The sequence below is a fragment of the Wenxinia marina DSM 24838 genome (assembly GCF_000379485.1).
Lineage (GTDB): Bacteria > Pseudomonadota > Alphaproteobacteria > Rhodobacterales > Rhodobacteraceae > Wenxinia > Wenxinia marina.
In genome coordinates this window covers 26,100-39,590 of sequence record NZ_KB902314.1, presented here as the reverse complement: position 1 = coordinate 39,590, position 13,491 = coordinate 26,100, and the positions used below count along the sequence as shown (strand labels likewise).

Sequence of the window (13,491 nt, the reverse complement as noted above, 5' to 3'; positions counted from 1 at the left end):
CCCCGTGGCCCCCGCGCCTATATAGGACGCTCATGGACAAGGTCTCCGGCCACAAGCACGCGGCGGCGAATCTGTACCCGCCGATCGACCCGTTCGACCAGCGGATGCTGGACGTGGGCGACGGCCACCGGATCTACGTGGAACAGTGCGGCCGCCCGGACGGCCTGCCGGTCGTGGTGCTGCACGGCGGCCCCGGCGGCGGCTGCTCGCCCGCGATGCGGCGCTACTTCGATCCCAGCGTCTACCGGATCATCCTGTTCGACCAGCGCGGCTGCGGCCGCTCGCGGCCTCACGCCAGCATCGAGGCGAACACGACCTGGCACCTCGTCCGCGACATCGAGGCGATCCGCGAAGCGCTGGGCCTGCGGCAGTGGCTGGTCTTCGGTGGCAGCTGGGGCGCGACGCTCGCGCTCGTCTATGCGCAGGAGCATCCGGACAGGGTGCAGGCGCTGGCGCTGCGCGGCGTGTTCCTGATGACGCAGCCGGAACTGAAATGGTTCTACGGCGGCGGCGCGGGCCTGTTCTGGCCCGACCTCTGGGCGCGGTTCACCGGCCTCATTCCCGAGGACGAGCGGGGCGACCTGATCGCCGCCTACAACCGGCGCCTGTTCTCGGGCGACCTGATGACCGAGACGCGTCACGCCCGGGCCTGGGCGGCGTGGGAGAACGCGCTCGCCTCGATCGACAACGAGGGGTTCGGCGGCGAGGGGCCGGCCGACTACGCCCGCGCCTTTGCGCGGCTGGAGAACCACTACTTCATCAACGGCGGCTTCCTCGGCGCCGACCGGCAGATCCTGGCGCCGCACCGGATGGAGCGGATCGCGAACGTGCCTGGCGTGATCGTGCAGGGCCGCTACGACATGATCTGCCCGCCCGCCTCGGCGCACCGTCTGGCGGCGGCCTGGCCGCGCGGGCGGCTGACGATGGTCGGCAAGGCCGGGCATGCGCTCTCCGAGCCGGGGATATCGACCGAGCTGGTGAGGGCGATGGACGGCTTCGCGAGGCTGCTGGCATGAGCGGGATCTCCCGACGCCTGCTGATGCGCGGCGGCGCCGCGGCGGGCCTGCTGGCGATGGCCGCGGGGGCGCAGGGCGCGACGGCGCAGGCGACGGGCACGTTGCGGCTGGGTCTGCCCGCGCTGCCTGAGGGGTTCGGCGGCGCGGGCTGGACGGGCCTGCCGGCCGAGGTTTTGGGCGCGGGGTGCGTCTTCGACACGCTGACCGCGATCACCGCGCGGGGCGAGCTGGTGGGAGAGCTGGCGACCGGCTGGCGCTCCGACGCGGACGGCCGGCGCTGGGTGCTGACGCTGCGCGAGAGCGTGGCGTTCCACGACGGGACGCGGCTGGCGGCGGAGGACGTCGTGGCCTCTCTTGTCGCCGCGCGGGACGGGGCGGGGGCTGGCCTGCTCGCCGACGTGACGGCGGTGGAGGCGCGGCGCGGCGAGGTCGTGCTGACGCTCGCGGCCGCTAACCCCGAACTGCCGTTCCTTCTGTCCGATCCCGCATTGGTCATTGCCCCCGGCGGGGACGTGGCTTCCGGCATCGGCACCGGGCCCTACGCCGTACACGCGGCCGACCCGGGCCGCCGCATGCTGCTGGAGCGGAGCGACCGGGCCTGGCATCCCGCCGGCGACGGCTTCGCCCGGGTGGACGCCCTCGCGATCCCGGATCCCGCCGAGCGGGTGGCCGCCCTGCGGGCCGGCCGGATCGACGCGGCGCCCCTCGATCCCGCGCAGGCGGGCGAGGCGCGGCAGATGCGTGGGGTCCGGGTCGTGCAGGCGACCGGCAATCGTTACGTCCTCCTCGAATGCCGCGATCCGGCGCTGGCGCGGGTGTTCGCCCACGCCATCGACCGTCCGGCGATGGTGCGGGACGGGTTGGCGGGCCTCGGCCGGGTCGCCGCGGACTGTCCGGTCGAGGCGGGTGTCGAGGCCGTGTGCCACGACGGCTTCCGCGCCCGGGCGCTGGCCGCGAAGTCGCTCGCCGGGGCGGACCTCGCCCTCGCGGTGGCGCCCGGCGTGCCGGAGGCGGTGACGCGACAGGTGTCGCTCGCCGCCCGCGACGCGGGCCTGAGACTCATCCCGGCGACGGAGGGCGGGGCCGATCTCGTCCTGTCGTTGCCCTCCGGGCGGATGACCGCCGACTGGACGCTCGCCGCCGACCACGGCGCCGGGCCCTTCGGCGACGCACTGCGGGCCATGCGCATGGCGAACGATCGCCCGGCCGCCTACGTAGCCCTCGCCGCACGGCTGGCGGAGGAGGGCACGGTGGTCATCCCCGCCTTCGCCGACTGGATCTTCGCCCATTCCGTGCGGATCGCGCCCGGCGGACCGGTCGGCGCCCGCTTCGACCTCGACGACGGGCGCATCGCCCGGCGGTGGCGCCCGGCCTGAACCCGCCGGCGGCCCGCGGAGGCCGCTTGCATTCGGGGCGCGATTCTCCTATTTGGCCTTCAACAGCGGCGCGCTGGCCTCCACCCCCAGCGCCCACCGGACAGTTTTCGGCGGGCCGCACGGCCCGCTTTTTCGTTTCTGAAGGACCCCCATGACCGATCTCGTCGCCAAGGCCGCCATCGACCGCCGCATCGCGGAGATCGTGAAGCCCGTGGTCGAGGACATGGGATTCGAGCTGGTGCGCGTCCGCCTCCTCGGCGGCAAGACCAAGACCGTACAGATCATGGCGCAGAAGCCGGACGGCACGATCGAGGTCGACGACTGCGCCCGCATCTCGACCGCCGTGTCGGCGGTGATGGATGTCGAGGATCCTGTGGTCGAGGCCTACACGCTGGAAGTCTCGAGCCCCGGCATCGACCGGCCGCTGACCCGGCTCAAGGATTTCGACCAGTGGGACGGCTACACCGCCAAGCTGGAGACCGACGAGCTGATCGACGGCCGCCGCCGCTTCAAGGGCGAGCTGCGCGGCACCGAAGGCTCCGAGGTGCTGATCGAGATCGAGGAGAACGGCGAGTCGATGACCATCGGCCTGCAGTTCGACTGGCTGTCGGACGCCAAGCTGGTGCTGACCGACGAATTGATCCGCGACGTGCTGAAGGGGCGCAAGGACGCCGGCACGATCGACGAGAAAGAGTACGACGAAGTTGAAACCCTGATGGACGGGGACGAGGAGTAACACGCATGGCCATCACTTCCGCCAACCAGCTGGAGCTGTTGCAGACCGCCGAGGCGGTGGCGCGCGAGAAGCAGATCGACCCCTCGCTGGTGGTCGAGGCGATGGAGGAGAGCCTCGCCCGGGCCGCGAAGAGCCGCTACGGCGCCGAGATGGACATCCGCGTGAAGATCGACCGCCGCACCGGCCGCGCGTCCTTCACCCGCGTCCGCACCGTGACCGAAGCCGACGACATCGAGACGATGCAGGCGGAATCGACGGCCGACCAGGCGGCGACCATCGTCAAGCAGGCCCGGACCGGCGTCACCGTGGTGAAGGGCAGCCGCAAGATCACCAGCCCCGAGACCGGCGAGAGCCGGACCGAGGCGAATCGCCGCTTCCTGATGCGCGCCCCGACCGAGGCGGACCGCGCCCTGATGGTCGAGGACCAGTCGACGATGCCGACGCTCGGCGACGAGATCGTGGACGAGGTCCCGCCGGTGGAGCTGGGCCGCATCGCCGCGCAGTCGGCCAAGCAGGTGATCCTGCAGAAGGTCCGCGAGGCGGAGCGGGACAAGCAGTTCGAGGAGTTCAAGGACCGGATCGGCCACATCATCAACGTGGTGGTGAAGCGCGAGGAGTACGGCAACCTCATCGTCGAGCTGAACCCCGGCGAGGGCGTGCTGCGCCGGAACGAGAAGATCGGCCGCGAGGCCTATCGCCCCGGCGACCGCATCCGCGTCTACATCAAGGACGTCCGGCGCGAGCCGCGCGGCCCGCAGATCTTCCTGTCCCGCACCGCGCCGGAGTTCATGGCCGAGCTGTTCAAGATGGAAGTGCCCGAGATCTACGAGGGCATCATCGAGATCAAGGCCGTCGCCCGCGATCCGGGCAGCCGCGCCAAGATCGCCGTCATCTCCTACGACAACTCGATCGACCCCGTGGGCGCCTGCGTCGGCATGCGCGGCTCGCGCGTGCAGGCCGTCGTGAACGAGCTGCAGGGCGAGAAGATCGACATCATCCCGTGGAACGAGGACATGCCGACGTTCCTCGTCAACGCGCTGCAGCCGGCCGAGGTCAGCAAGGTCGTGTTCGACGAGGACAGCGAGCGGATCGAGGTCGTTGTGCCGGAGGAACAGCTGTCGCTCGCAATCGGCCGCCGCGGCCAGAACGTGCGCCTCGCCTCGCAGCTCACCGGCCTCGACATCGACATCCTCACCGAGGAGGAGGAATCGAAGCGCCGGCAGGCGGAGTTCGAAGAGCGTACGAAACTCTTCATGGACACCCTTGATCTGGACGAGTTCTTTGCCCAACTGCTGGTGGCAGAGGGGTTCACCAACCTCGAGGAAGTCGCCTACGTCGACCAGGACGAGCTTCTCGTCATCGATGGCGTGGACGAGGGCACCGCGACCGAACTGCAGGCCCGGGCCCGGGACTACATCGACGCCCAGAACAAGGCCGCGCTGGACAAGGCGCGCGAGATGGGCGCCGAGGACAGCCTCATCACCTTCCCCGGCCTGACGCCGCCGATGGTGCTGGCGCTGGCCGCCGACGGTGTGAAGACGCTGGAAGACTTCGCCACCTGCGCCGACTGGGAGCTGGCCGGCGGCTGGACGACGGACGCCGCGGGCAACCGGACCAAGGACGAGGGCCTGCTCGAATCGTTCGACATCAGCCTCGAGGAGGCGCAGGACCTGGTGATGACCGCCCGCGTGGCGCTCGGCTGGGTCGACCCGGACGAACTGGCCGCGCAGGAGGCCGCCGCGGCGGCCGAGGCCGAAGAGGAGGCGGCGGCGGGCTGAGGCCCGCCCCGTAGAAGGGACTGAAGATGACGCGCGGCGGACGGCAGAAGGACCGCGAGACGTCCGAGCGGCGTTGTATCGTGACCGGAGAGACCCAACCCAAGGAGGGTCTCGTCCGGTTCGTCGTGGGGCCGGACAACGAGGTGGTCCCCGACATCCTGGAGAAGCTTCCGGGACGGGGCATGTGGGTGACCGCCGACCGCGACGCCCTAGACAAGGCCGGCAAGGGCCAGTTCTCGCGGGCGGCGAAGGCGCCGGTCACGGTGCCGGACGGACTGGCCGACGAGGTCGAGCGTCAGCTCGCCCGGCACGTGACGGACCTGATCGCGCTGGCCCGCAAGTCCGGGCGCGCGGTCGCCGGGTTCGAGAAGGTGAAGGCCGCGCTCGACGCGGGAGGTGTCAGGGTTCTCCTGCAGGCCTCCGACGGTTCGGAGCGCGGGAAGCAGAAGCTGTGGACCCCGACCGGGGCGCGCTGGTTCGGATGCCTGACCTCCGACGAGCTCGGGTTGGCGTTCGGCCGGCAGAGTGTGATACACGGTGCGCTCTCCGCTGGCGGACTCAGCGACCGTGTTGTAGAGGAGGCCGCGAAACTCCGCGGCCTGCGAGAGAAGCACGGCGACAATGCGGTCGCCGGGAAGGATTAGATAGGTTTGATGAGCGATACCGACGGCAAGAAACCCCTTGGTCTGCGCGGCTCCGGCCGCCCCGGTCAGGTGAAGCAGAGCTTCAGCCACGGCCGGACCAAGAACGTCGTGGTGGAGACGAAGCGCAAACGCGTGGTCGTGCCCAAGCCGGGGCAGGCCGCGCCCGGGGCGGCCTCGTCCGGCGGCCCTGCCAGGGGTGGCGACCCGGCCAAGCGGCCGGCCGGCATCTCCGACGCCGAACTCGAACGCCGGATGAAGGCGCTCGCGATGGCCCGGGCCCGCGAGGCCGAGGAGTCCGCGCAGCGCCAGGCCGAGGAGAAGGCCCGCGAGGAAGAGCGCGAGCGTCGCCGTGCCGAGGTCGAGGCCAAGGAGCGCGAGGACCGCGAGCGCGAAGAGGCGCTGAAGGCCAAGGCCGAAGAGGAAGAGCGCAAGCAGCGCGAGGCCGTGGAACGCGCCGCCCGCAAGGCGGCCGAGGCCGCGCAGCCGGCCGCCGACGGCGAGGACCGTCGCGGCGGCGCCAGCACCGGCCCGCGCAAGACCGACCGCGAGCGTGACGCCGCCCGCACCGACAAGACCGCCAAGCCGACCCGCGGCCGCGAGGGCGATGGCCGTCGCGCCGGCAAGCTCACGCTGAACGAGGCGCTGGGCGGCGGCGAAGGCGGCCGTCAGCGCAGCCTCGCCGCGATGAAGCGCAAGCAGGAACGCGCCCGCCAGAAGGCGATGGGCCAGTCCGGCGAGCGCGAGAAGGTCGTGCGCACCGTGCAGCTGCCCGAGGCGATCACGGTGGCGGAACTCGCCAACCGGATGTCCGAGCGCGTCGCGGACGTCGTGAAGTCGCTGATGACCAGCGGCATCATGGCGACGCAGAACCAGACCCTCGACCAGGACACCGCCGAGCTCATCATCGAGGAGTTCGGCCACCGGGTGCAGCGCGTCAGCGCCTCCGACGTCGAGCAGGTGATCGAGACGGCCGACGACCGGCCCGAGGATCTGCAGCCGCGTCCGCCCGTCATCACGATCATGGGCCACGTCGACCACGGCAAGACGTCGCTGCTGGACGCGATCCGGCACGCCAACGTCGTGTCGGGCGAGGCCGGCGGCATCACCCAGCACATCGGCGCCTACCAGGTGACCACCGATGGCGGCGCGGTGCTGACGTTCCTCGATACGCCCGGCCACGCCGCCTTCACCTCGATGCGTGCCCGTGGTGCGCAGGTGACGGATATCGTGGTGCTGGTCGTGGCCGCGGACGACGCGGTCATGCCGCAGACGGTCGAGGCGATCAATCACGCCAAGGCTGCCAAGGTCCCGATGATCGTGGCGATCAACAAGATCGACCGCCCGGCCGCGAATGCGCAGAAGGTCCGGACGGACCTGCTGCAGCACGAGGTCGTGGTCGAGGAATTCTCGGGCGACGTGCAGGACGTCGAAGTCTCGGCCGTGACCGGCCAGGGCCTCGACACCCTGCTCGAGGCGATCGCGCTGCAGGCCGAGATCCTGGAACTGAAGGCCAACCCCGACCGCGCCGCCAGTGGCGCCGTGATCGAGGCCAAGCTGGATGTCGGCCGCGGCCCCGTCGCGACCGTCCTGGTCGAGAACGGCACGCTCAAGCGCGGCGACATCTTCGTCGTGGGCGAGCAGTGGGGCAAGGTCCGCGCGCTGGTCAACGACAAGGGCGAGCGCGTCGACGAAGCCGGCCCGTCCGTCCCGGTCGAGGTGCTGGGCCTCAACGGCACGCCCGAGGCCGGCGACGTCCTGAACGTCGTCGAGACCGAGGCGCAGGCCCGGGAGATCGCCGAGTATCGTGCCAACGCCGCCAAGGAGAAGCGCGCCGCCGCCGGCGCCGCGACGACCCTCGAGCAGCTGATGCAGAAGGCCAAGGACGACAAGGACGTCTCCGAACTGCCGATCCTGGTGAAGGCCGACGTGCAGGGTTCCGCCGAGGCGATCGTCCAGGCGATGGAGAAGATCGGCAACGACGAGGTGCGCGTCCGCGTGCTGCACTCGGGCGTCGGCGCCATCACCGAGAGCGACATCGGTCTCGCCGAGGCGTCGGGCGCGCCGGTCTTCGGCTTCAACGTCCGGGCCAACGCCCCGGCGCGGAACGCCGCGAACCAGAAGGGTGTCGAGATCCGCTACTACAGCGTGATCTACGACCTCGTCGACGACGTGAAGAACGCCGCCTCGGGCCTGCTCAAGGACGAGATCCGCGAGAACTTCATCGGCTACGCCGAGATCAAGGAAGTCTTCAAGGTCTCGAACGTCGGCAAGGTCGCCGGCTGCCTCGTGACCGAGGGCGTCGCCCGCCGGTCCGCCGGGGTGCGTCTGCTGCGCGACAACGTCGTGATCCACGAGGGCACGCTGAAGACGCTCAAGCGGTTCAAGGACGAGGTGGCCGAGGTCCAGTCGGGCCAGGAATGCGGCATGGCGTTCGAGAATTACGAGGACATCCGCGCCGGCGACGTCATCGAGATCTTCACCCGCGAGCAGGTCGAGCGGTCGCTCTGACCGGCAGATAGCCGGGCGAAAATGCAGAACGCGTCGCCATTGGCGGCGCGTTCTGCCGTTCTAGCTCACGCTCGATGAGCGAAGAGGACGACAGACCCGACGACTGGAGGACCGCAGCCAGCGAGAGCCGCGCGGCGTTTGCGCATTTCGGCCGGGCGATCAGCCTCGGCGGGCGCGCCCTCGGTCGCAGGATCGGGCATGGCGCCCGGTCGCTCGGTCAGGCGACGCGGGCCGGGCTGCGCAGTGCCGGAGGGGGCCTGAGGGTCGGACTTCCGGCGGCGGGCCGCGCCGGCGGTGCCGTCGTGCGGGGCGCCGGGCGCGCCGCCCGGGCGCTTCCGCGCAATACCCTGCGCCTGACGGGCCTCGTGATCGCCGGCGGAATCGCGGGTGTCTTCGTGGCGACGGCGCTGTGGCTGGGCGCGATCCTGTGGCAGCTGCCCCCCACCGACGAGATCATGGCCGACGCCGAGACCATCCTGTCGCTGGAGGATTCGACCGGCGCGCCGCTGATGACCCGCGGCGCCGTCCCGTCGGACTATGCGCCGCTCGATACGATACCGGCGCACGTGATCGACGCCGTCCTCGCGATCGAGGACCGCCGGTTCTACGAGCACGAGGGTGTCGATTGGCGCGCCGTGTCCCGCGCGGCGTGGGAGAACCTGACGGCTGGCGGCATCCGGCAGGGCGGGTCCACCATCACCCAGCAGCTGGCCAAGATCCTGTACCTGACGCCGGACCGGACGCTGACCCGCAAGATGCAGGAAGCGCTGCTGGCGAGACGGCTCGAGGGGGAGCTGGGCAAGGACGGCGTGCTCGAGCGGTATCTCAACGTCGTCTACCTCGGCAGCGGCGCCCGCGGGCTGCCCGCGGCCGCCTCGGTCTATTTCGATCGTGACGTGGCGGACCTGACGGTGGCCCAGGCGGCGGCTCTCGCGGCGACGATCCAGTCGCCCAGTTCGGTGAATCCGTCGGCCGACCTGCCGGCCACGCAGCAGCGGGCCCGCCTGGTCATCGACCTGATGGAGGCGCAGGGCCGGCTGGAGCCCGGCGCAGCCGATGCCGCGCGGGCGGACCTCGTCACCCTGGCGACCGACCGACCGGTGGCGCGCTACGGCTCCTGGTTCGCCGACTGGGTGGTGTCCGAGGCCGAGGCCATCGCGGACGATTTCGACGGGGTGGTTACGCTGCGGACCTCGCTCGACCCCGCCCTTCAGCGCCACGCCGAGGAGGTGATCGCCCGTCACCTGCCCCCCGGCGGGCCCGAGGCCGCGCTGGTCGCCCTGCGCGGCGACGGGACGGTGGCGGCGATGGTCGGCGGCCGCGACTATGGGGCGAGCGAGTTCAACCGTGCGACCGCGGCGCTGCGCTCGCCCGGGTCCACCTTCAAGACCATCGTCTTCCTGGCAGCTTTGGCCGAGGGCTACGGGCCGGACACGATGGTGCCGGACCGGCCGATCGAGATCGACGGGTACGCTCCCGAGAACTTCGATGGCCGCTACCTTGGCGACATCACGCTGCGCGAGGCCTTCATCGAGTCGCGAAACGCCGCGGCGGTCGCCCTCGGACAGCAGCTCGGCCCCGAGCGGATCGTCGAGGCGGCCCGCGCCCTCGGGATCGAGGCGGAGCTGTCGCCGACGCCGGCCATCGCGCTGGGCGCCGATGGCGTCCCGTTGATCGACATGGTGGAAGCCTACGCCGCCATCGCGGCAAACCGGGCACCGATCACCGCGCGCGGGATCTCGGGCTTCGTGTCGACCGAGACGGGAGAGTTCCATCCGTTCCGCTGGCCCCGACCGCAGGCCGAGGGCTACGCCGCGACGCTGCTCGCGCAGCGCCAGCCGATGCTCGATCTGCTGCAGGGCGTTGTGACCGACGGCACCGGCCACGAGGCGGCGCCGGGTCGCCCGGCGGCGGGAAAGACGGGGACCGGGCAGGATTACCGCGACGCGCTGTTCATCGGCTTCGACGAGCATCTCGTCGTGGGCGTCTGGGTCGGCTACGACGACAACCGCCCGATGGACGACGTCACCGGCGGGTCGCTGCCGGCCGCGATCTGGCGCGATTTCATGCTGGGTCTTTCGCCCGAGGGGCGCGACCGGGTCATGGCCGCGCCGGCCGACGACGTCGCGGCGGCGACAGTGGCCGCGCCGGAGCCGGAGCCGGAGAGTGCCGAGGATGTGGAGGCGGCGCTGTCCGCGATCCTGGCCGAAGCGTCGGACGACGGGCCTGCGCCGGTGGACGACACGCGGGCCCTGCTGGAGCTGATCCTCGATCAACTGGAGATCGGGCCAAGCAGCGGGCCGGCATGCAATGTGGATGCATGCCGACGCTTCTATCGATCATTCCGCGAGTCGGACTGTACGTTCCAGCCCTACGGCGGCGGACCCCGCCGATTGTGCGAGCGGTAGCGGTCAGGCGACCGGCAGACCCTCGTACATGCGCTCGCCGACGCGGACGACGATCCGTCCGCCGTCGAGCGCCTTGACGAACAACCCCTGAACCGAAACGCAGCTGCCGACGATGATGGTGCGAAGCATGTCAGATTCCCCTTTGGCCCCATTGCCATCCAAGATACGCCTTAAATGGTGGCACCAAAGAGTAAAATCGCAGTTAGGCTGCTCAAATCCGACGCAATTTTTGTCTCGAAGCCGTGAAACTCGGGTGAGATCCGCCCTCGATCACAGCCAGTCGCGCAGAACCGGGATGAGGGGAACGTCCGCAGGGGGCATCGGATAGTCGCGAAGCGACCCCGGGCGAACCCATTTGAGGGTCTGGCCTTCGCGGGCAACCGCGGTTCCCTGCCAGCGGCGGCACGCGAACAGCGGCATCAGCAGGTGGAAGTCGTCATAGGAGTGGCTCGCGAAGGTCAGCGGGGCCAGGCAGGATTCCTCGGTGTCGATGCCCAGCTCCTCCCGCAGCTCGCGGATCAGGGCCGCCTCGGGTGTCTCGCCGGGCTCGACCTTGCCACCCGGAAACTCCCACAGGCCGGCCATCGACTTGCCCTCCGGACGCTGCGCCAGCAGCACGCGCCCGTCGGGGTCGATCAGCGCGACCGCGGAGACGAGGACGACCTTCATGACCCTACGAGCGGTAGTCGGCGTTGATGTCGATGTAGCCGTGGGTCAGGTCGCAGGTCCACACCGTCGCCCGCCCCTCGCCGAGGCCGAGATCGACGCCGATCGTCAGCTCGGGCCGCTTCATGTAGGCCGACGTCTCCTCCTCGGAGTAGGAGGGCGCGCGCCAGCCGTTCTCGGCCACGACGATGTCGCCGAAGCGGATCGACAGGCGGTCGCGGTCGGCGGTGGCGCCGGACTTGCCGACGGCCATGACGACCCGGCCCCAGTTCGCGTCCTCGCCCGCGATGGCCGTCTTGACCAGCGGCGAGTTGGCGATGGCCATCGCGACCTTGCGGGCGTCGGCGTGGCTGGCGGCGCCCGCCACCTCGACCGTGACGAACTTCGTCGCCCCCTCGCCGTCACGGACGACCTGGTGGGCGAGGTCCAGCATCACCGCCTCCAGCGCCTCGGCGAAGGCCGCCTCCTCCGAGACGTCGGCGCCGCTGGCGCCGGTCGCGGCGCACAGCAGCGTGTCCGAGGTGGAGGTGTCGGAATCGACGGTGATGCAGTTGAAGGTCCGGTCCGCGATCTCGCCGACGAGGGCCTGCAGCGGGCCGCGTGCGATCTGCGCGTCGGTGAAGATGTAGACCAGCATCGTGCCCATGTCGGGCGCGATCATGCCCGAGCCCTTGGCGATGCCGGCGATGCGGACGGGCGTGCCGCCCACGTCGATCTCGGCCGACGCGCCCTTGGGGAAGGTGTCGGTGGTCATGATCGCCTTCGCCGCCGCCTCGATTCCGGCAGGGTCGAGGGCGCCCGACAGCTCGGCCAGCTTCGCCGTGATCCGCGCGTGCGGCAGCGGCTCGCCGATGACGCCGGTGGAGGAGGTGAAGACGCGGGACGCCTCCACGCCCAGCGCCTGCGCCACGCCGTCCGACAGGGCGGCGACCGCCTCGGTCCCGTTGCGGCCGGTGAAGGCGTTGGAATTGCCCGAGTTCACGAGAATCGCGGCCCGCCCCTCGGACGGGCCGCCGATCTTGTCCTGGCAGTCCAGCACGTTGGCCGACCGGGTGGCGGAGCGGGTGAAGACCCCCGCCACCGCCGTCCCCTCGGCCAGTTCGGCCAGCATCACGTCGGTGCGCCCCTGGTACTTCACCCCCGCCTGCGCGGTGGCGAAGCGGACGCCCGGGATCTCGGGCAGCGCCGGAAAGGACGCGGGCGCCAGCGGCGACACCTTGTGAGCCATCTGCTTACTCGTCCAGCAGGGAGAGGTCGCTCAGGACGGCGGGATCGAACGCGCCCTCTTCGGGCATCTCGATCTCGGCGGCGTCCGTCAGCTCGGTCAGGCGGGCCTGAAGCGCCTCCTGCTGGATCTGGCCGGCGATCTCGCCCGACACTTCCTCGAACGCGGGCGGCTGCTGGTCGCGGGTCTCATTCAGCATGACGACGTGCCAGCCGAACTGGGTCTCGATCGGCTCGGACGTCTCGCCCGGCTCCAGCGAGGTCACCGCCTCCTCGAACGGGGCGACCATCATGCCGGGGCCGAACCAGCCCAGGTTGCCGCCGTTCTGGCCCGAGCCGGGATCCTGGCTCAGCTCGGTCGCGAGGTCGCTGAACGCCTCGCCGCCCTCGAGCCGGTCGAGCACGGCCTGCGCCTCTTCCTCGGTCGGGACGAGGATGTGGCTGGCGTTCCACTCGGTCGCAGGCTCGGCGCTGGCGAAGGTCTCGTCGTAGCGCTGCTGGATCGCCTCGTCGCTGATGGCCGACGTCATCAGGTCGTTTACCGCCTCGCCGGCGAGAAGGGCGCGGCGCTCGTTCTCGACCGCGTACTCGACGCGGGCCGGGACGTTCTCGATCGTGTCGGCCATCAGCTGCTGCTGGATCAGCTGGTCGAGGACGCCGGTGAACAGCACGTCGTCCGGCAGCTGCTGGTACTGCGGCGGCAGCTGGCTCTTGGCGATGATCATCTGGCCGAGGGTGATATCGACGCCGTTGACGGTGGCGACGACGGTGGCGGCGTCGACGTCGGACATGGCGGCGTCCGCGGTCTCGTCGGTGGCGGCCTCGTCCGTGGCGGTCTCCTCGACCGGGGCCGTCTCCATCGGCGCACCTTCCGAGGGGACCATCTCGTCGGTCGCGGTGTCGTCCGTCGCGTCCTGCGCGAACGCGGGTGCGCACAGCAGGAGCGCAAGCGCCGTGCCGGCCAGAAGGCGGGTCTGTTGAGCCATTGTAACCTATCCCTGAAGGGCCGCGCCGGGGCGCGACGTTGACAGCATGGAAGGCGCCCCTTACATCGCCGCAATGGCTTTTGAGGGCCTCTCGATCGGCCCTCTTTCTATGCGCCGCGACACGGGGCAGCAAGCAAGCTGCACGGGGC

The 13,491-nt window shown here is 70.7% G+C and carries 11 protein-coding genes; 7 read left to right on the top strand and 4 right to left on the bottom strand.

What is annotated here, in order from left to right:
- The first annotated feature begins 32 nt into the window (after positions 1–32).
- The 7 genes from pip (at position 33) to A37W_RS22430 (ending at position 10,466) form a co-directional block, all read left to right on the top strand.
- A complete protein-coding gene (gene pip / locus A37W_RS0118355; protein ID WP_018304513.1) occupies positions 33–1,016 on the top strand; it encodes a prolyl aminopeptidase in 984 nt (327 codons plus the stop codon).
- Positions 1,013–2,392 (top strand): ABC transporter substrate-binding protein, encoded by a 1,380-nt coding sequence (locus tag A37W_RS0118350; RefSeq protein ID WP_018304512.1) that lies wholly within the window; start codon positions 1,013–1,015, stop codon positions 2,390–2,392. The genes pip and A37W_RS0118350 overlap by 4 nt, the downstream gene beginning before the upstream one ends.
- A gap of 151 nt (positions 2,393–2,543) precedes the next feature.
- A complete protein-coding gene (rimP, locus tag A37W_RS0118345; protein WP_018304511.1) occupies positions 2,544–3,128 on the top strand; it encodes a ribosome maturation factor RimP in 585 nt (194 codons plus the stop codon).
- Positions 3,129–3,133: 5 nt separating this feature from the next.
- A complete protein-coding gene (gene nusA / locus A37W_RS0118340) occupies positions 3,134–4,906 on the top strand; it encodes a transcription termination factor NusA (RefSeq protein WP_018304510.1) in 1,773 nt (590 codons plus the stop codon).
- Positions 4,907–4,932: 26 nt separating this feature from the next.
- The gene (locus A37W_RS0118335; protein ID WP_018304509.1) at positions 4,933–5,550 is read left to right on the top strand and encodes an RNA-binding protein; all 618 of its coding nucleotides are present in this window, start codon (positions 4,933–4,935) and stop codon (positions 5,548–5,550) included.
- Between the two features lie 9 nt (positions 5,551–5,559).
- Positions 5,560–8,058 (top strand): translation initiation factor IF-2, encoded by a 2,499-nt coding sequence (infB, locus tag A37W_RS0118330; protein WP_018304508.1) that lies wholly within the window; start codon positions 5,560–5,562, stop codon positions 8,056–8,058.
- Positions 8,059–8,132: 74 nt separating this feature from the next.
- The gene (locus A37W_RS22430) at positions 8,133–10,466 is read left to right on the top strand and encodes a transglycosylase domain-containing protein (RefSeq protein ID WP_018304507.1); all 2,334 of its coding nucleotides are present in this window, start codon (positions 8,133–8,135) and stop codon (positions 10,464–10,466) included.
- Positions 10,467–10,469: 3 nt separating this feature from the next.
- Here the strand turns inward: A37W_RS22430 and A37W_RS24595 are convergent, their stop codons facing one another.
- The 4 genes from A37W_RS24595 to A37W_RS0118305 form a co-directional block, all read right to left on the bottom strand.
- Positions 10,470–10,595 (bottom strand): hypothetical protein, encoded by a 126-nt coding sequence (locus tag A37W_RS24595; protein WP_018304506.1) that lies wholly within the window; start codon positions 10,593–10,595, stop codon positions 10,470–10,472.
- A gap of 141 nt (positions 10,596–10,736) precedes the next feature.
- Positions 10,737–11,135, bottom strand: coding sequence for an 8-oxo-dGTP diphosphatase MutT (gene mutT, locus A37W_RS0118315; RefSeq protein WP_018304505.1), 399 nt, complete (start codon positions 11,133–11,135; stop codon positions 10,737–10,739).
- A 4-nt stretch (positions 11,136–11,139) separates the two neighbouring features.
- Complete coding sequence (argJ, locus tag A37W_RS0118310) at positions 11,140–12,360, bottom strand: bifunctional glutamate N-acetyltransferase/amino-acid acetyltransferase ArgJ (RefSeq protein WP_018304504.1); 1,221 nt, start codon at positions 12,358–12,360, stop codon at positions 11,140–11,142.
- A gap of 4 nt (positions 12,361–12,364) precedes the next feature.
- Positions 12,365–13,342 (bottom strand): peptidylprolyl isomerase, encoded by a 978-nt coding sequence (locus A37W_RS0118305; protein ID WP_018304503.1) that lies wholly within the window; start codon positions 13,340–13,342, stop codon positions 12,365–12,367.
- Between the last annotated feature and the right edge of the window lie 149 nt (positions 13,343–13,491).

Coding starts and splice junctions, on each gene's coding strand:
- pip (WP_018304513.1), top strand. CDS start 33: ATGGACAAGGTCTCCGGCCACAAGCACGCGGCGGCGAATCTGTACCCG.
- rimP (WP_018304511.1), top strand. CDS start 2,544: ATGACCGATCTCGTCGCCAAGGCCGCCATCGACCGCCGCATCGCGGAG.
- infB (WP_018304508.1), top strand. CDS start 5,560: ATGAGCGATACCGACGGCAAGAAACCCCTTGGTCTGCGCGGCTCCGGC.
- nusA (WP_018304510.1), top strand. CDS start 3,134: ATGGCCATCACTTCCGCCAACCAGCTGGAGCTGTTGCAGACCGCCGAG.
- A37W_RS22430 (WP_018304507.1), top strand. CDS start 8,133: ATGAGCGAAGAGGACGACAGACCCGACGACTGGAGGACCGCAGCCAGC.
- argJ (WP_018304504.1), bottom strand. CDS start 12,360: ATGGCTCACAAGGTGTCGCCGCTGGCGCCCGCGTCCTTTCCGGCGCTG.
- A37W_RS0118350 (WP_018304512.1), top strand. CDS start 1,013: ATGAGCGGGATCTCCCGACGCCTGCTGATGCGCGGCGGCGCCGCGGCG.
- A37W_RS24595 (WP_018304506.1), bottom strand. CDS start 10,595: ATGCTTCGCACCATCATCGTCGGCAGCTGCGTTTCGGTTCAGGGGTTG.
- A37W_RS0118305 (WP_018304503.1), bottom strand. CDS start 13,342: ATGGCTCAACAGACCCGCCTTCTGGCCGGCACGGCGCTTGCGCTCCTG.
- mutT (WP_018304505.1), bottom strand. CDS start 11,135: ATGAAGGTCGTCCTCGTCTCCGCGGTCGCGCTGATCGACCCCGACGGG.
- A37W_RS0118335 (WP_018304509.1), top strand. CDS start 4,933: ATGACGCGCGGCGGACGGCAGAAGGACCGCGAGACGTCCGAGCGGCGT.